We start from the raw sequence: 19,790 nt of genomic DNA, 5'->3' as shown, positions 1-19,790 counted from the left end.
TGCCGTCGGCAGACGTGTCGTTGACCTTCTCCAGCTCCACGCGGTAGCCGGCCAGGAAGTACTGGTCGACGCCGGTGGTGGCGTTGGTCTTCATCACCGCGGAGGGCAGGTGGTCGAAGGCGTAGCGGCCGAGCGTCGTGCCGTCCTCGCCATCGGCCGTGAGCACGGACACCACGTCGCGCGTGGCGCCGTCGGCCTCGGCCTCCAGCGTGCCGCCGGTCTGGGCGGGCACGCGCGTGCCGGAGCCGTCGGCGGCGGGCACGGTGGACAGCCAGTCGTTGCCGAAGCCGCCGTTCTTCACCCAGGCGCCCTGGACGCCGGTGGGCACGGCGTGGAAGCCGTCGCCGGCGGTGGCGGGCTCGTCGGCCACGGAGCCGTCGGCACGCACCCACTCCACCGTGTAGCCGGCGGGAATCTGGGCGAGCGGATCGTCAGCGGTGCCGTCGCCCTTGGGCACGAAGTACCACTGGGTGGCGAGCACCTTCTGGCCGGCGAGGCCCAACTCGCCGTTGTCGCGGATGCCGTCGGAGGCCGTGTTGTCGTCGGCCTCGGTGTCGTTCCACACCATGCCGTCGATGGTCTTCTGCGGCACCACGTACAGGCCGCTGTTCACGTTGGAGCGCGTCGCCACCTGGTTGGCCACGTCGTAGCGGACGCCGCCGATGGTGGTGACGTAGGGCGTGTTGTCCGCCCGGGTGGCGGCGTTGGCCGTCACGATGAAGCCGGTGGACTGGGCGTAGAGATTGTCGTCCTGCTCGCCGGTCGCCTTGAACTGCGGGTAGCTGGTAACCGTCTGCTGGCGCAGCACGTCGCGGGCAGCGTCGGAATCGTCGTCGGTGGTCGCCGCGGCGCTGTGGTAGGCCGTGAGCACGTGGCCCTCGGGCAGGCTGGGCAGCGTCACGCGGTACGCGGCGATGGCCAGCACGTCGTCGGTGGCCGCCTCGGCCGCCTCACCCGGGTAGAGCGGCGCGCCGTCGGCGTCGAACTGCACGTAGGGCAGCAGCTCGGGGAAGGCGTACACCCCGTCGGCGCCGGTCACGGCGTCGGGGCCGGTGAGGGTGCTCGCGTAGCCGGCGTAGCTGACCTCCTGCTTGGTGGCCTGGCTGCCGTCCACGTTGGGCACCGGGTCGCCGTTCTCGTCGAACAGCGGCACGTCGGTGATGATCTTGTCGCCGAAGTTCGGGTTGCGCACCCAGGCGCCCACCACCGCGCCGGCGGCGTCGCGCGTGAGCTCGATGTCGTCGATGAGCAGGCTGCCGTCAGCGGCCTTCACGGCGAAGGTGCGCGTCGGGCGCAGCTGCTGGCCCTTGTTGTTGGTCACGGCCGCGGCGGTGAACACCGATCCGTCGCCGTTCGCGGTGCCGCTCAGGTAGTACCACTGGGTCAGGCGCACTTCCTGGTCGTTGATGCCGTACTCGCCGGCGGTGCCCACCTCCTGGGCGCCGTCGAAGTCAGCGTCGAACCACACGGTGCCGCCCACGGTGGAGGTGCCGAAGTAGCCGTAGCCGGCCGAGAGCAGCTCCTCGTCGCGGCCCGTGGCCATGTCGAAGCCCACCGTCGTGGTGGTGCCGTCGCCGTTGGCGCGGGTCTGGATGACGCGGTAGTTGTCGTCCTGGGTGTAGGCGGTGGTGTTGCCCGCCAGCACGATCATGCCGTCCAGGGTGGAGTTGGAGGTGTTGTTGTCGGCGCCGTTCGGGTCGACCACCACCTCGTTGCCCGCCGCGTCAATGCGGTTGAACGTATCCTCCATGAACGCCTGGCCGGTCAGGTTGCCCCAGAACAGCGGGTAGTCGGTATTGGCGTAGGCGTTGTCGGCCACTGCGCCCGCAGCCGGGCGGTAGGCCACGTCGGACGTGCCCACCAGCTGGGTGCCGATGACGTGCGCCGTCGAGTTCTGGCCCGCCTGGGTCTCCTCCGCCTTGGTGACGGGGAAGTTGAGGGCCGTCGCCTCCGTGCCGCCCTGCACCTCCACGGTGTAGCCGGCCAGGTACTCGGTGCCGTCCACGGCCACGTACACCGGCAGGCGGTCGAACAGGTAGTAGCCGTCCATCGTGGAGCCGTCGGCCGCAGCCGCCTGGGTGAGCGTCGAGCACTCCACCGCCGCATCGCGGGCCGCCGGCGTGCCGGAGGCCTTGGCGATGGCCGAGAGCGTCGCCAGCGAGACGGAGCGGCCCACGCTGGCCTGGGCGGCGTCGCGGTTGGTGAAGTTCTCCACCTGGATCCACTCGCCCTTGGTGTGGGTGGCATCGCCCGCGGCAGGCTTGAAGTACCACTGCTTGAGGATGACCTTCTTGCCCACCAGGCCGCGCTCCTCGTAGGGCTTGCCGTCCACGGTGAACTTGTTGTTATTAGTAGTGTCGTACACGCCGTCGTAGTTGGTGTCGGCCCACACGTAGCCGCTGATGAAGTGGGTCGGGATCTCCATGATGCCCAGGTCGTTGCGGCTGCGGTCGGCGCCCTTGGCGCGGTCGTAGGCCAGCAGGGCGCTCGCGCCGTCGTGGCCGGCGTCCTCCGCGGTGAAGCGATCCATGCCCATGGGAGCGGGCAGGCGGCCGTAGCGGTCGGCCTCATCCTGGTTGGGGTTGAACGAGTTGCCGGCGCCCACCACGTTGCTCGGCTGCGAGACCACCGACACCTTGGTCGGGTCGGCGTTCTCATCGCTCGTCAGGTACGCGGCGTCGTCGGCCACGTTGAGCAGGACGGCGTACTCGTCGGCGGCCATGGCGTAGCCGGTGGTGTACACCAGGTCGGAGTCGTTGGTGTAGTCGGGAACGGTGCCGTCCACGCCCGGGTCGTCCACCTTGAGGTTGGCAGCCAGCAGGTTGCGGCTACGGAACTTCTCGTCGGTCAGGCGCACCTTGTAGCCGTAGATGACCACGGCCTCGCGCGAGCCGGCGGGCCACTCCCCTGCCTCGTTGGGCGCCACCAGGTTGCCGGCGGCGTCCACGCGGCGCACATCGGAGCTCTTGAGCGTGTCGAAGGCAAAGCGGCCGTCGGCGTCGGTGAGCACGTTGGCGTAGCCGTAGCCGTCCAGGTCGTACACGTGGTAGCCGTCGGCGTCGAGCGCGAAGCCCTCGCCATCGACGTTCGCGCCGCCCTTCTCCCAGGCGCCCACGCCCGGAACCATGTCGTTGCGGGCAGACGCGTACTGGTCGCGGAACTGCGTCGGGGCCTCGTCCGCCCACTGCGTGTCCCACTTCCAGTCGGCGCCGCCGTCGGCCACGTAGTAGTAGCGCTCGAGCGACACCTGCACGCCGGCGATGCCGGGCTCATCAGCCGTCACGCCGGCCACGTCGTCGCGGTAGGTGTTCTGGATGCCGTCGTTGGACTTGTCCAGCCACACGGTGCCGGAGATGGTCTGGTACGGCGGGAGCACCTCGCCGATGTCGCCGCCATGGTACAGGCCGGACCCGTCGGGCACCTCCTTCATCCAATCGTAGATCACATCATCGGAGGACATGTTGTTGGAGTCGTTCACGTCCTCGGTGGTATTGGAGTTGCTGTCCTCGTCGGCCACCTGCGAGAGGATGATCTGGCCGTTGAGCTGACGGTCGGTGGCGTCGTTGGCGTTCTGCGAGTTCTGCTGGCACACGATGTAGCCGCCGGCCACGCCGATGTTGCCGGCGCTCAGGTCGGCCACGTCGGAGTCGGTGGACACGAGCGCGTTGCCCGCGGCGTCGAGCGCGCGATGGCGGGTGAGCAGCCACGTGTCGGCGGCGCTGCCGGCCACGCCGTCCTCGGCCGGGTTGGCGCCGTCGGCGGCCTTCGGCCCGTCGAGGGCCGTGGTCTGGTTCATGGCCGGGATCTCCACGCGGTAGGCCGCCAGGTAGAACTCGTCGGCCTCGCCGGTGGTGGACTGCACCACGCACACGGTGGGCAGCTTGTCGAAGAGGTAGACGCCCTGCTCCTGGCCGCCGTTGGCCACGTTGGAGCCGTCGGAGGTCCACACCTTCACGATGCCGTTGCCGTGGTACTCAGAATCGGTCACGTAGGGATGGTGCACGCCGTCCGCATCGGTGAAGGCCGTGTAGCGGTCCTTGCCGAACAGGAGGTTGCGCAGCCACACGCCCTGCTTGAGCGTGCCGTGCGGATGGTCGGCGTCAACCGAGCCGGGCACGAGCGCGGCGTCCACCACGTCCTGCGAGCCGGTCACCAGGTCGGCGTGATCCGCGGCGAACTGCGCCCACTTCTCGGGCGAGACGTAGATCCACTGGGTCAGGCGCATCTCGTTGCCGGCGATGCCAGGCTCGGCGTCGTTGTCGGTGACCACCTTGCCGTCCACCGTCTTGGTGGCCTGGATGCCGTCGTAGTTGCGGTCGTCCCACACGCGGCCGGCGATGTTGGCCTTGAGCAGCTCCACCAGGCCGGCGTCGCCGCCCGCCATGACCTCGGTCGTGGGCCGCGGCAGGTCGTAGCGCTTGCCGTTGTAGAACGCCTCGGTGTTCTCCGACGAGCAGGCCTTGTTCATCTGGTACTGGCCGCGGGCGTCATCCGTGACGTCGTCGCCCAGCTCGGTGGCCACGATGACATAGCCGTCGACGCGCGGGCCGGCGGAGCCGTCGGCCTTGGTCTCGCCGTCGACCTCCTCGACGAGGTTGATGATGTTGCCCGTCTTGCGCACGGCGTCAGAATCGGTGGTGATGTCCTGGCCGGGCTTCTGGTCGGGCAGCAGGCCCTGATGCGGGAAGGTGATGGCGTAGTCGGGCTCGACCTCGTCCAGGATGACGCGGTAGGCCGCCATATAGAGCTTGTCGGAGGTCACCTGGGCCGCGCGGGTGCGCAGCGGGTCGGCCTCGCCGTCGATGGCGTCCACGGTCACGCCCTCGCCGATCACCGGCTCCGCGGGTTGCTCAGGCTCGCCGGGCTGCTCGCCCTCGTCGGCTGCGGTCGCGCCGCCGATCACCACGTCGCCCACGGGCAGGTTCACGTGCGTGCGGCCCGCGAAGTACGGCTGGATGTCGCGCAGCTGGGACGTGGCGGCATCGCCCTCGCCCTCGGCCAGCGTATCCACATACACATAGGGGGTCAGCTCGTCGAAGCCGTAGATGCCGTCGGCGTCGGTCACCGCGCCCTCGAAGTAGCCGGCGGCGTCCACCTTGACGCGGCTGTCGAGCGCCACGGTGTTGCCCGCGCCGTCGACGGTCACGCCCGCCGGCAGCTCGGATACGTTGGTGCGGTAGCTGAACGTCTTGGAGCGCACCCACACGCCGTCGGCGCTCGTGGTGCGGTCGATGTCGTTGGTGGCGGCATCGGCCGTCTCCTGGTAGCCGGCGGCCTTGAGGGCCTCCACCATATCGCGGCCGTCGGCGGCCTTCGTCCCCATGGGCACGAAGAACCACTGGGCAATCTGGAGCGTCTCGCCGGCCACCGGCTTGTCGCCCGTCTTCTTCTCGCCCTCGGCCAGGGCGTCGTCGTCGGTGTAGAAGCCGTCGACGTTCTTGTCCTGGAACACGAAGCCGCTCACCTGGGCGGTGCCGTAGAAGCCGAAGCCGCCGTTGAGGTTGACCTCGTCGCGACCGAGCGTCCAGTCGAAGCTCAGGCCGCCGGAGGTCACCGTGGTGGAGGCCTGGCTGTTGTCCTCGGCCTTGCCGGCCAGCACGATCATGCCGTCCATCGTGTACTTGGTGTACGTGACGGCGTCGTCGCCCGTGCCCGCGGCGTAGGTGTCCTGGGCGGTGAGCTCGCGCCACTGCAGCGGGTAGTTGTTCGCGGTGTAGGGCGTGGTCGCGCCGCCGGCCAGCGCGCCGGCGCTCACCACGTCACGCCCGTTGTAGGCCTGGGAGTTCAGCACGTCGGCCGCCACGTCGGCAGGCGTGGCGTCGTCAGCCGGCTGCTGGTAGAGCGTGGCCGGGATGCCCTGCAGGGCATCCTCGGCGTTGCCGCCCCACAGCTCCACCGTGTAGCCGGCCAGGTACTCGGCGCCGGGCTTGGTGCCCTGGTGCGGCTCGGCGTAGCGGGTGGGCAGGTTGGCGAAGGTGTAGCGGCCGGCCTCGGCATCGGCGGAGCCGTCGTCCGTGAGCACCCAGACGCCCTTGTGGGTGGCGTCGAGGGTGGAGCCGGGGATCACCTTCATGGCGGCGGCGCCGTCGGTCGGCGTGTCCACGCCGTTCTTCACGGCGGCGTCGGTGTAGGCGTCGTTGCCGAAGTTCACGTTCTGGTGCCACGTGCCGGAGGTGCCGTCGGCGCTCGGCACGTAGTACCACTGCTTGAGGATGACGCGCTTGCCGGCCAGGCCGGGCTCGTCCTCGTCGCGCAGGCCGTTGTAGTCGGTGCCGTCGAGCTGCGTCATGGCGCCGTCGGCATCCTGCCACAGAAGGCCGCTGATGGACTGCAGCTGCGGCTTGCGCAGGCCGCCGTCGTTGCCGTCGCGATCGATGCCCCACGCCAGGTCGTAGGTGCGGGTGTTGCTCGTCACGTCGGCCACGCCGCCCGCGGCCTCGTCCTTGCGGTTGTTCGGGTTCTTGGAGTTCAAGCCGGTGAAGCCGTTGGACTTGGGCGAGCACTTGCCGTCAGAGAGCTGCAGCAGCACGTCGTACTCGTCGGCGCCCATGAGGTAGCCGTCGGCGTACACCAGGTCGGAGTCGGCGTCGCGGTCGGTGCCCTCCTTGAGCTTGGCGGTGCCGTAGTAGCGGTTCCACCAATCCAGGTCGGTCACGCGCGCCTTGTAGGCGTACACCACCAGCTTGCGGTCGGCGCCCGAGCCCACCCACTCCTGGCTCATCAGGTTGGGGAAGGTGTAGGTGCCGTCGGCGTCGGTGGCCACGGTGCGCGGCACGTCCGCGTCCGCGGCGCTCGCCGAGCCGGCCGGGTTGTCATCGCCCAGCCCCACAGCCGGGTCCTTGTCGTAGGCCTCCCACTGCGCAGCGCTCGCCCACGTGGACTTGGCGCCGTCGGCGGCGTTCCACTCGTCGTCGCGCAGCCACTGCACGTCGGCCGGCAGCGTGAAGGTGCCGTCCGCGTTCAGCGTGGCCAGCGTGTAGTAGCGCTCGAGCGTCACGTCCAGGCCCGCGGCCAGGTCCTCGGACGCGTCGCGGATGCCGTCGTTGGAGTCGTCGAACCACAGCTGGCCGGTGATCTTCTGGATGGGGGCCTGGGTCTCGCCCACGTCACCGCCGCGCACGGTGGCCACGTCGGCGTTGCCGAACACGTCGGTGCCGCGTGCGGCCTTCGTCCAGTCGTAGACGCGGCCGCCCAGGGTGTCCATGGCCTGGCCGGCGGGCAAGCTCACGCAGCCATCGGCGTTGGTGATGGCGCCGGCGGGCAGCACGCGCTCCTGAGCCAGGATGACCTGGCCGTCGTTGGCCCGCGTCTGGATGCCGCCCTCCTCGAAGCTGCCGCCGATGACCATGCCGCCGGCGATGCCCTTGGCCGTCACGTCGGCCGCGTCGGAGTCGAGCTCGCGGTCGGTGGTCTCATCGGTGTGGTAGCGGGTGAGCAGCCACTGGTTATCACTGCCGTCGGTGTTCTCCTTATGCTCCACATCGGCCAGCTCCAGGCGGTAGGCCGCCAGGTAGTGCTGGTCATCCTCGGACACGTAGGCCGTCGGCAGGTTGTCGAAGTAGTAGGTGCCGTCCTCGGCAGTGACCAGGGCCAGCACGCCGTCGACGCGCGTGGCGCCGGCGGTGGCCGCCGTGTGCAGCGTGCCCTTGGCGTCCACGACGTTGCCCTTGGCATCAGCGTAGACGTAGGCCAGCACAGTGCCCGTGGCGTTGCCCGCCGCGGCATCCTTGGTGTTGCCGTCGTAGAGGATGGGCTCCACCGGGTCGCTCGCGACGCGGTTCACGTCGTCGCGGTTGGAGGTGTAGCGGTCAAGGCCGAACTGGGTGTTCTGCACCCACGTGCCGTCCTTCCAATACCACTGGGTGATGAGGACGGCCTCGCCGGCGATGCCGGGCTCCTCCTCCACCGTAGTGGTGCCGTCGGGCGCCGCCACGGTCTGAGAGTCGCGGATGCCGTTGTAGGTGCGCGCATCAGCGCTGCCGAAGAACGCGTCGTTCCACAGCACGCCGGTGATGGAGCTGCGCGGCACGCGGAACAGGCCCACGTCGCCGCCGCGCTGGACGCCCATCGGGTCGGGCACGTCGTAGGTCACGGTGCCGGACGCGCCGGAGCCGTAGGCCAGCTCGTACTGGTGGCCGTCGCCCGCCTGGGCGTGGTCGGCGGTCAGCACGTAGCCGTCGGTGCGCCACTGGCTCTGGACGCCGTCGAAGAACTCCTCGCGGATCTCGATGGTGCCGTCCGGGTTGCGGATGGCGTCGGAGTCCAGGTCCTCGCGGCCCAGGGTGCCGTCGGTCACGGGGTTGCCCGCGCCGTCGGTGCCGTCGGGCTTGCTCGGTGCCGTCGCCGGCTTCTCGGTGCGGTTGACGGTCACGGTGCCATCGGCCGCCGGGGCCGACGCGGAGGCGGTCTCCACCTTGATGCCCACGGAGGGGCGCGTCAGCGAGAAGTCTGGCGCGATCTCGGTCAGCACCAGGCGGTAGGACGTGATATAGAGCTTGTCGGCAGTCACCTCGTGCTCGTTCTCGAGCGGGTCGGTGCCGGCCTTGGCGCCCGGCTGGCGGACGACGTTCTTGCCGCCCTCGGCCTCCACGTACACGAAGCTCGTCAGGCCGTCGAAGCCGTAGTGGCCCGGGTTGCCGTCGGCGCCGGAGGTGGCGCTGCGCACGAAGCCGGGCACCTGGATCCAGGCGCCGACCACCTTGCCGTCTGCCTCCACCTCGCGCAGCGGCGCACCGGCCACCACGCGCTCGCCAGAGGCAGGCTCGAAGGTGTCGTTCTCCTTGTCGGCGTCCTCCACGTAGTACCACTGCGTGAGCGTGACGATCTTGCCGTCGACGAGCGGCTCGCCGGCGATGGTGTTGCCGGAGCCGTCCACGGTGGCGCCGTCGAAGATGCCGTTGAAGTTGTCGTCCTGCCAGATGCGGCCGGAGACGCTCGTCGTGCCGAACAGGCCGAAGCCGGCGTTCATGGCCAGCTGGTCGAAGCCGACGGAGAAGTCGAAGTCCACGTCCACCGTGGCGTCGGCGTCGTCCGCCTTGGCCTTGCCGGTGGCCTGCACGCGGTACTGGTCCTGCGTGGCGCCGAAGCCGGTCATGGCGCCCTCGGCGGCGTTGGCCGTGGTGGGCACGGCCAGCACGATCTTGCCCTCCAGGCTGGCCTTGGCGAAGGCGTCGGTGGCGCCGGCGGCCGTGGCCTCAGCCTGGGTGGTGTGCTCGTTCCAGCGCACGGGGTAGTTGCCGGCCACGTAGGAGGCGTCGGCGTTCTGCGCGGCGCTGGCCACGTTGGAGTTGACGGGGTCGGTGGCCGGGTCGATGCTCCAGCTCTCCTCGCCGGCGGAGTTCACCTGCATGCGGGTGGCGGGCAGGCCGTTCATGGACTGCTCGGCGGTGGCGTCGTTGCCGAGCACCTCCACCGTGTAGCCGGCCAGGCGCTCCGTGGCGGCGCCGGTCACGCCGTCCGTGGTGGCGCGCGGCGTCACGTGGCGCGCCGGCAGGCCGGCGAACTCGTAGCGGCCGTCGGCGTCCGTCAGCAGCCACACGCCGCCCAGGGCCGCGTCGTAGGTGGCGCCGGGGATGACCGTGGCGTCGGCGTTGGCGCTCTTGTTGGCGCCCGCCTGGGTGTAGTAGTCGTTGCCGAAGCTCGTGTTCTGCTCCCACGCGCTGGTCTCGGCGTTCCACAGCCACTGCTTGAGGATGACCTTCTTGCCGGCGTAGCCGGGCTCGTCCTCGGTAGTGGTGACGATGGTGCCGGTGCCGTCGTCGGCGGTCACCTCGCGCTGGGTGGTGCCGTCGTAGTCGGTGTCGTTGAACACCACGCCGGCGATGGCGTTGCTCACCGGCTCGCGCAGGCCGGCGTCGTTGAAGGCGCGATCGGCGCCGAGCGCCAGGTCGTAGACGAGGGTGCGCGTAGACGTGGTGCCGCCCGCGGCCACGTTGTGCCAGTCGAGGAAGCCCTCGTCCGTCACCTCGTTGGCGGTGGAGGCGTCGTTGCGCGTCACGCCCGAGGCCGGCGTGTAGGCGCCGGCGGTCGGGGCAGCCGCATCGGGGCTGGCCGCCAGGGCGTAGCGGTCGGCGGTGTTCTGGTTGTAGTTGTTCGAGCTGGGCGCCTCCACGCGGTTGGTGGCCGGCGCGTTGTCCGCCTTCACCACGTTGAGCAGCACGTCGTACTCGCCCGGCGCCATGAGGTAGCCGTCGGCGTAGACGAGGTCGGAGTCCACCTGGTAGTTGGCGTCCTTCGCGCCCTGGCGGTACTTGGCCACGCCGAGGTTGCGCTCCCAGAACGTGGGGTCGATGACGCGCAGGCGATAGCCGTACAGGGTGATGGTGGCCGGGTCACGCTCGATGCGGGTCACCGTCTCGACCTGGCCGTCCTCGCCCTCGATGGTCTCGGTCACCTCGCGCTCGGCGCCCGGCGTGTACTTCTGGCTCGGCAGGTCGCCGAAGCTGAAAGTGCCGTCGGCGCCGGTCTGGGCGGTGCGGCTCAGCGGGCCCTTCTTCAGGCCCGCGGTCGGGTCGGCGTCGTAGGCGGCCCAGTTGTCGGCCCAGTCGGCGTCACGCTCCCACGTGGCGTCGGGCGCCACGGCGAAGCTGCCGTCGGCCTGCTGCTCGGCGGTGATGACGTAGCGCTCCAGCGCCACGGCCAGGCCCTCCACGGGCGCCTCGGCCGTGCCGCTCACCGTGCCGTCGTCGTAGAGGCCGTCGTTGCCGTTGCCGGCGTTGTCGCCGTCCATCCACATGAAGCCGCTGATGGCCTGGCGCGGCGCCTGGACCTGGCCCACGTCGCCGGCCTGGACGGGCACGGCTACCGCGGTGCCGTCCACGTCCACCGTGTCGGGGTCCATGATCCAGTCGTAGGTCTCGGCCTGCGGCCCCATGCCCTCGCCCGCAGGCAAGGTGATGTGGGCGTTCACGTTCTTGTCAGCCTGGGCGGCCTGGGCCAGGATGACCTGGCCGTCATGGCTGCGGGTGGTGCGGTTGGCATCGGTGGCCGGGTCGGCCCCGGTGCCGTCGGAGGCGGCGCCCGCCGTGGTGTCGGCCACGCGGCTGGCGATGACCATGCCGCCGGCCGTGCCCGCGGTGCCGTCGGTCTTGACGGCGGCGGCCACGTCGGAGTCGGCGTCCACGGAATTCGAGCCGTTCACCACGGCGTTCACGGCCGGATGGCCCGCCGCGGCGCCGGTGTCGTGGTAGCGCGTGAGCGACCAGTCGTTGTCGGTGCCGTCCACGGCGTTGGAGCCGGGCTCGCGGTACAGGTCGGCCAGCTCGGTGCGGTACGCGGCCAGGTAGTACTCGTCGTTCTCGGTCACGTACACGGTGGGCAGGCCGTCCACGGTCCACTGGCCGTCGGCGTCGGTGGTCACCTTGAGGATGCCGGCCGACGCGTCGGTGCCGTCCGGGTTGACGGACTGGTACGCGAGCGGCAGGCCCGTGGCGCGGTCGGTGGCGTAGGGCGCCACGGCTTCGCCGTCGGCCTTGCGGCGCAGGTTGGACGTGTAGGTGTCGCTGCCGAACTGCTCGTTGCGCACCCACTCGCCCTCACCGGACTGGGCGCCGGTGCTCTTCTGGTCGGGCACCCAGTACCACTGCGTCAGGTAGACGGTCTGGCCGGGGATGCCGGACTCGCCGTCGTCCTTGACGCCGTTGTAGCCGGTGGCGTAGTCGTAGGCGAAGGCGTCGGTGAAGCCGGTCTTGGCCGGGTCGTCCCACACGCGGCTGCCCGTGTCGTCCCACACGCTGCCGGTCAGGCTGCTCCGCGGGATCTTGATAAGGCCCACGTCGCCGCCGTGCTGCGCGAGCATCGGGCGCGGCACGTCGTAGCGCACGCCGTTGTACACCTGCTCGTACTGGTAGGTGCGGTAGTCGGTGGTCACGGCGTCGTCGCCCTCGCCCACCGTGTCGGAGTTGTGCATGGAGCCCTTGGCCGACACGATGACGTAGCCGTCGGTGCGCCACTTGCTCGGCTTGCCGGCGGCGTCCTCGCCCTTCTGGCCGCGGTCGTCGTTCTGGTAGGCGTCGTCGGTGTTCTTGTCGTACTCGTCGAAGGTGTGCTCGGCGTTCCACGAGTTGTCGAAGTACTCGGGGATCACCTGGATCACGCGGTCGCCGTCCTGGCGCACGCCGTCGGAGTCCGAGCCGGGCACGACGATGTTGCTCAGGTTGCCGAGGTTCTTGTCGCCCACGTTGATGCCCACGTGCGCGGTGGTGAGCGAGTAGTCCGGCGCGGTGTCGGCCAGCGTCAGGCGGTAGGCCGCCATGAACAGCTGGTCGATGGAGGCGTCATCGGCCTCGTTGGCGTTGGCGGCCCCCTCGACGCCCGTCGTGTCGTTGGGCTGGAGCACCTGGAAGCTGTTGGTGATGGCCGCGTCGGCATCATCCGGGTCGGCCGCGGTGGCCGCGCCCTTCACGTAGATGAAGCTCGGCAGCTGCTTGAAGGCGTAGGCGCCGGCGGCATCGGTGGTCACGTCCTTGCGGGCGAAGGTAGTGCGCTCGTCAAGGGCGCGCACCCACACGCCATGGGCCGGGTCGGTCTTCTCGTCCAGCACGAAGTGCGGGTCGGCGCTGGCCGCGTCGGCGCGCAGCGCGGCCAGAAGGTCGCTGCCGTTGTCGAGCAGCGTGCCGTTGGGCACGAAGAACCACTGGGTGATGGAGAGCGTCCCCTGCGGGATGAGCTCCTCGCCTGGGTTGAGGATGCCGTCGAAGTTCTGGTCCTGCCACAGCTTGCCGGACACGGTGGTGTAGCCGTACTCGCCGAAGCCCGCGTTCATGCGGGTGTCGGACTGGGCGCGGCTGAAGTCGTACACCACGGTCTGGTCGCCATGGGCGGCCACCTCGGCGCCGGCGGCTTGTCCGGCCACGTCGGCGGCGCGGGTCTCGCGCACGTAGTACTGGGCCTGGGTGCCGCGGCTCGCGGCCAGGGACGCGTCGTTGCGCGTGCCGGAGGCGGCGTCGCGCGTGGCCTCGGCGCCCGCGGGGGCATCGGCGGCCAGCGGCTGGGCCAGGGCCTGGGCGGCCAGGATCAGCTTGCCGTCAAGGGTGGCCTTCTCGGTGTCCTCGCCGTCGGTCACCTGGACGGTCATCTCGTTCCAGCGAATCGGGTAGTTGCCGTCCTCGTAGTCGGAGAAGTTGAGCTTGTCGGCCTTGGCCTCAAGGGCGCTGATGGCCTTGGAGTTGTCGGCGTCGGCCGCGCCCTGCTGGAGCAGGGTGGCGGGCAGGCCGGCGATGGCCTCCGCATCGGCGCTCTCGGCCCCGCCGAGCACCTCCAGCGTGTAGCCGGCCAGGTACTCGGTGGCGGGATGCGCCACGTCCGCGCCCTCGGCGCGGCGGTCGAGCACGTAGCGGGCGGGCAGGTTGCCGAAGGCGTAACGGCCCGCCGTCGCGCCGGCAGCGTCTCCCTCGGTGAGCGTCCAGACGGCGCCGAGGGCGTCATCATGGGTAGCCTGGGGGATAGCGCTCGTCAGCGCATGGGGCAGCGTGGCGTCGCCCACGGCCGTCGAGCCGATGGCCTGGGTGTAGTTGTCGGCGCCGAAGTCCTCGTTCAGCACCCACTGCCACTTATAGGTATCCGGGTCGGCCGCAGCCAGCTCGGCGGCGGTCAGCACGTGCGGCTTCTTCTCCGCATCCGCGCCCTCATCGTCGGCGTCGTCGGCCGCGCGGCCCGTGCGGGTCGCCGGCACCTCGGGCACCTCGGGCTCCGCGGGCTCCACGGCCACGGGGGCCCAGAACCACTGCTTGAGGATGACGCGCTTGCCGGCCAGGCCCTGCTCGGCCGGGGCGGGCTCGGCATCACCCGAGCCGTCGCCGTCGGCGTCGTCGGCAGCCGTGGCCGTGCCCGCGTCGGGCTCGTACAGGCCGTCGTAGTCGGCGTCGTTCCAGACGATGCCCTCCACAGACTCGAAGGCAGGCTCGCGGAAGCCGGCGTCGTTGCCGGCGCGGTCGGCACCGCGGGCCAGGTCGTAGGTGGTCGTGGCCTCGAAGGCCGCGCCCGCCGCCGCGGCGGCGTTGGTGGTCAGCACGGCGGGCACCGCAGAGCCCGCGCCCGGGCGGGCGGTCGTGCCGTAGCGGCTGTCATCGCCGTAGCGGTCGCCGGTGTTCATGTTGGCGTTGTTGGCGTTGGCCACCACCGCGTCGTTGACCGTCGGGGACGATCCGGTGGCCACGTCGAGCAGCACCGTCACCTCCTCCGGCGTGCCGTCCTCGGCGCGGGCCATCAGGTAGCCGTCCTCGTGGATCAGGTCGGAGTCGGCCGCCCAGTCCTCAGACGCCAGCGCGTAGCTGTCACCCTGCAGGTACTTGGCCGTGCCCCAGTAGCGGTTCCACCAGTCGGAATCGGTCACGCGCACCTTGTAGCCGAAGACCACGCGCTTGCGCTCGGTGGCGGCGGGCTCGTCGGCCTTGGCAGCCGGGCCCTCGCCCTCCGCGTCGGGAGCAGCGGCCACGGGTACGTCCAGCCAGCCCTGGGTCTTCAGGTTGTCGAAGCGATAGGCACCGTTCTCGTCGGTCACCGTGTTGTGGGTGGCCGCCGCGGGCTGCTCGGGCTCGTCGCCCGCGTCGCCCTCGCCCTCGCCCTCACGGGTGGCCGGCGCATCCGGGTCGTCCGCGTCGTCAGGCGCGGGCGCCGGCGCCGGGGTGGCGCCGTAGTGGTTGTCGCCCAGCAGGCCCACGGTCGGGTCGGCCTGGTAGGCGCCGTCGTTCACCGCCCACGTCGGGTCGTAGGTCCACGTGGCCTGCGGGTCGCCGACCACCTGGTAGTAGCGCTCGAGCGTCAGCTGGACGCCGGGCAGCAGCTCCTCGCCCTCGGCCAGGCCGGTCCAGGCGCCGTCGGCGCCCTTGGTGCCGCGCATGCCGTCGTTGTCGGCGTCGTTCCACACCACGCCGGTGATGGACTGCGTGGGCGGCTTGACCTCGCCGGCGTCACCGCCGTGGATCACCTGGAGCGGCTCGCCGTCCTCATCCAGCACCACGTCGCCGTTCTCGTCGACGGTCTGGCGGTAGGTGAGCCAGTCGTAGGTCACGTACTCCTCGCGGCTCACCAGCAGGTCGGCGTCGGCGCCCTGGGCGGGAGCCGCCACGTTCAGCACGTCGGAGACGGGGATGGTCACCTTGGAGGCCTGCAGGTCGATGGCGGTGGTGCTCGGATCCACGTTGGAGCAGCTCGTGTCGTTGCTCGCGCCGGCCACGATGATGTGGCCGCTGTGGGCGCGCACGCCGTCCTTCTCGGCACCGGCCAGGGTGGTTACCGTGTCCTGCGCGGTGAAGGCCACGCCGCCGCCCGCGCCGGGCTTGACGGCGCTGGCGTCAGCGCCGCCGTTGGCGTCGGAGTCGGCGTCGGCGCTCTCGCCCTCGTGGTAGCGGGTGAGCAGCCACTGCTCGTCGTCGGAGGCGCTGGCCGTGTCGCCGCGCGTGTCCTCCTGGTTGAACTCGCCCAGCTCCACGCGGTAGGACGCCAGGTAGTGCACGCCGCCCGCAGACGTATAGGCAGCCGGCAGCTCGTCGAAGACGTAGGTGCCCACGGTGCTGTCGTCGTAGGTGACGTCGATGATGGGGTTGCCCTCGTTGTCGAGCACCGGGTTGCCGTTGGCGTCCACGCGCGGGGTCTCGATGGTCTTCACACCGTCGGACTTGACGGCGATGACGCCGTCCTTGCCCTCCACCTGCCACGAGCCGGTGGAACGCGGGCCCATCAGGGTCTCCTGGCGCATGGTGTCCTGGGTGCCGTCGTCCTTGAAGATGGGGTTGCCCATCTCGTCCACGGCAGGCACCATCTCGCGCTTCCAGGCGCCGGTGGCCTTGTCGGTGCCGAAGGTGAGGCTGCGCACCCACAGGCCGGAGCCGTCGGTCGCCAGCTCCCAGTCGGCGGCAGTGTGCTTGTCGGTCACGCCCGCGGCGGCCAGGGCGGCCGCCTGCTCGTCGGCGGTCATCGCGTTCCAGTCACGGGTGGTGAAGTGGAAGTCGTCGCCGTTGGCGAAGGGCACGTAGTACCACTGGGTCAGGTAGAGCACCTGGTCGGCCAGGCCGGGCTCGGCCTCGGCCACGACGGTGGTGCCGTCATCGGCCAGGACGGCCTGGTCGCGCACGCCGTTGTAGGCGCGCTCGCGCAGGGCCGCGTCGTCGGCCCCGTCCACGGCGCCGTGGTACGAGTCGTCCCAGATGAAGCCGTTGATGGTGGAGCGCGGCACCTCGGTCAGGCCGGCATCCCAGTTGTAGAGGCGCGCGGCGTCGCCCAGGTTGTAGATGGTGGCGCCGGCCGCGTTGTCGGACACGGGCAGGCCGTTGAGCATCTTGCCGGAGCCGTAGTCCTCCTCGGCCTCGTACTCGGCCTTCTCGGCCAGGTAGAAGCGCCAGCGCGCCTTGTAGTCGGTGTACTCGTTGTTGAGCGCGGTGTACAGGTCGTTGGCCACGTCGTAGTCGGCCTTGGCCGCCATGTGACGAGCCGCCATCACGTTGTAGATACCCTGATAGCCCGCGAAGTCGGGGGTCTCCAACTCCATGGTAAGACCATTGCTGGCCAAGAGGAACTTGTAGTCCGCCGGACGCTGGTCGGCAGGGCTGTAGGCCATCTTGTAGATCTCCCAGGCGTCCTTGTTGAAGCTCTTGTTGTCCTTGCCCAGCACGACATTGTATTCGCGGCACGGCTGGCCGTACTGGCCGGCCGCCGCGTCGGCGGCGGAGTTGGTGGACGGGGTGGGCGTCACCAGCTGGCCGTCGGCGTCGTAGTAGCTGAAGCCGAGCACCTCGTACCAGTCGCTCAGGAACTTCTGCCAATCGGCGTTCCAGGCTGCAGCGGCATCAGTCTCGGCCTTGGCCTTCTGCTCGGCCGTAGGCGGCGTCGTAACCGTCACTCCTTCGGGCAGGAAGCTCGGCCACTGATATTTCTCGCTGCTCGGATCGAGCGATGCCGGCGTGGGAGGCAGGCTCGGGTCGGGGTTAGCGTTAAGGGCGGTCTGCAGGTCGCGCACGTCGCCGTATAGGCTGTCGAGCGCCTTATCCACCGCGGCGGTATCGGAGTAACGCTCCGTCGGGTAGTCCGCCGAGGAGCCGCTCGGGTCATAGACCCACAGGTTGATGGCTGAGCCGGCATACTTCATGGCACCCGCAGCCGCCTGCTGGTACGTCACAGAGCCCACGTCAGGGGCGCCGGAGGCGTTGGTCTCCACAGTCACGCGGCCCACGCGCAGCCCCGCCGTCTCCAGATCGGCCTTGGCGACGGCATAGCTCTTCCCCACCACGTTGGGCGTGGGGATGTCCGGCGTGATGGTGGGCAGCGGCTTACCAGTAGTCTCGTCGTATTCCTGGATGTCGCGGTCCTGGCGCGACGAGCCCATGAGCTCGGGCAGCTCGGGGCGCAGGGCCTCAATGTCGCGCTTGACCTTGTGGCTCACGGCGTTGGTCTCCACCTCGGCGTCGCCGACGCCGCTGATGCGGACGGTGTGCGTGATGGTCTTGACCACCGTCAGCTCGTAGGTGATCTGCACCGTTACCGACTCGCCCGGGTTCAGGTGGATGCCCGACCACTGGGCCGTCAGGTTGCCCTCGGCGTCGGGCACGCTCGGGTTGAACGTGGCGCCGGCGTAGTCGCACGACGGCGTGCCGGCCACCACGGTCACGTCATCGCCCGTCGGGTACGGGTCGATCATCGTGATGTCCTGGGCCGTATCGGTCTCGTTGACGTAGGTGGTCTTGTAGGTGATGCGCTGGCCCGTGGCGCCCTCGGTCATCTCGGTGAAGGGCGTCGGGTCGGACGTCTGCTGGCCGATGCTCGACAGCACGATGAACTGGTTGCCGTCGGCGTCGGCGAACGTGCCGGCCTCAGCCTGCGAGCCGCGCTCGTTCAGGTAGTAGGTGAGCACGGTCTCGCCCGCGGCGTTGGTGCCGTCCTCGGCCTGGTCGTCGCCGGCCTGGCGCAGCACGGCGGTCTCCACCGGCTTGGTCATGAGGTCGGAATCCGAGTCGATGGCGTTGCCCAGGGCGATGCCGTTCTCGTCCTTGATGAGGGCGTCGCGCACGGTGACGGCGTAGTCCTCGTCCAGGCTCATCAGGTCGTCCTGGTCGATGCGCAGGCGGTAGCCCGCCAGGCGCTTGGTCTTGTAGTCCTCCTCCAAGTCGCGGGTGTCACGCGGGTCGACCACGAACGTGCTCACGTCGCGGAACAGGTAGGTGCCGGCCGCGGCCGCGTCGCCCGTCCACGCCTCGCGCAGATCGTCGCCGGGCAGCAGGAACCACTCGTACTCGTCGCTGGCCGTGACCTTGTCCTCCATGACGGGGATCTTGTCCTTGGTCACCGGGTCAAGCTTGGGCGTGTAGTCCTGGAGCTCGTCGCTCCAGACCATCTCGTAGACAGGATCGCCCTTCTCGTCCACCTTCTGGACAGACTCAACCGTGAACTCCTTGGGCGCGTAGTACCACGTCTCCATCTTGACGCGCACGCCGCCGTTCTTCGGGCCCTGGCCGATGCCCTCCTCGTGGGGCTGCTGGATGCCGTCGTAGTTCTCGTCATTCCACACGTTGTCGCCCAGGTAGCCCTTGGTGCCGTCGACGTAGCCCAGGGCCAGCTTGCTCTGACGCTGGTAGCCCATCCACTGGTTGAGGTAGTCCTCGTAGATGGCCACGTCGTTCTCGTCGAGCGGGATCTCCGCCTCGATGGGATAGGTGCGGGCCGAGCCGGACACGTAGCGCAGGTCGTTGTCGCCCACGAGCGCCGCGGTGCCGTCGTAGTAGACGCCCTTCTGCGGGTACTCGAGCGGGTCATGGCTCCACGTGTTGAGCGTGGGCTTGATGAGGCGGTTCTGCACCGTGTCGGAGGTCTTGATGACGTACTGCGTGCCGGCCTTCAGGCGGAACCGGAAGAAGCCGGTCTCGTCGGTGACGATGGAGGCCAGGTTGCCGTCGGCGTCCGTGGCGATGCGCGAGTCGATGGTGCCCGTGTCCTGATGGTACTCGTACACGTTGACGCGGATGCCCTCGAGGCGCTTCTCCTCCACGGCCGTGGCGCCCTGCATCTGGGCAAGGCCCTCGCCGTCGCCGGTGTTGACGGAGTCGAGCAGCGAGTTGATCTCGGTCACGTCCTCCAGGTCGCCCGAGGCCAGGATGTCGTCGCGGAAGGTGACGCCCTCGAAGGTGATGCCCTGGGCGATGCCCAGCTTGAACGAGGTCATGGCCTGGTCGTAGGCGCGGTGGATGGACTCGTCGTAGCTGGCGGAGCCGTAGTGCTCCTTGTCGTACTGCACGGCGTCCACCTTGATGGTGCCCGTGGTGATGACGAGGGCCGCGTCCACGTTGTTGGCCGCGTCTTTCTCCACGCGCTCGATGGTGAGGTCGGTATCGTTGGCGTTGGCGTAGGCGCCCTGGTCGCCGATGGTCTTGGCCGTGGGCGAGAAGTTGTAGTACTCCTCCGGGAACGTGTAGCGCAGGCGGTAGTTGCCCGGCTCCAGGTTGGAGAAGATAAAGTAGCCGGTGTTGCCGTAGTAGTCGGTCTGGGTGTAGGCCACGCACGGCGCGCCGGAGTCGGCGTTGATGTACATGCCGTAGGCGTCACGCTGAGGCTCGCCGGAGCGGGCGTCGCAGACGACCCAGCGGTTCTGGTAGTTGGTGCCCTGGTTGTTCACCAGCTTGACCACTTCGCCGTCGCGGTTGACCGGGTGGCCGTACTCGTTGAGCAGCTCCACCTTGACGTTGTTGATGCCGGGGTCCTCCACCTGGCCGTCGTAGTCCAGGTCGGTGAAGCGCGTGACCTCCTTGCCGTCCACGGTGGTGGCGGAGTTATCGAAGTAGGTGCTCGTCACGTTGCCGGCATCG

At 69.6% G+C, this 19,790-nt stretch carries 1 protein-coding gene (only partly in view); it reads right to left on the bottom strand.

This entire window lies inside a single protein-coding gene on the bottom strand: locus AC6I0Y_RS01175, encoding a PASTA domain-containing protein (RefSeq protein ID WP_497732430.1). The 59,109-nt coding sequence extends 527 nt beyond the window's left edge and 38,792 nt beyond its right edge, so the window shows coding positions 38,793–58,582, spanning codon 12,931 (partial) through codon 19,528 (partial); reading right to left, the first codon wholly in view occupies window positions 19,787–19,789. Both codon boundaries (start and stop) fall beyond the window edges.

This window comes from Adlercreutzia sp. St.1H8, assembly GCF_059728655.1.
The sequence above is the reverse complement of the archived record's forward strand: the minus strand, read 5'-3'. Positions and strand labels throughout refer to the sequence as shown.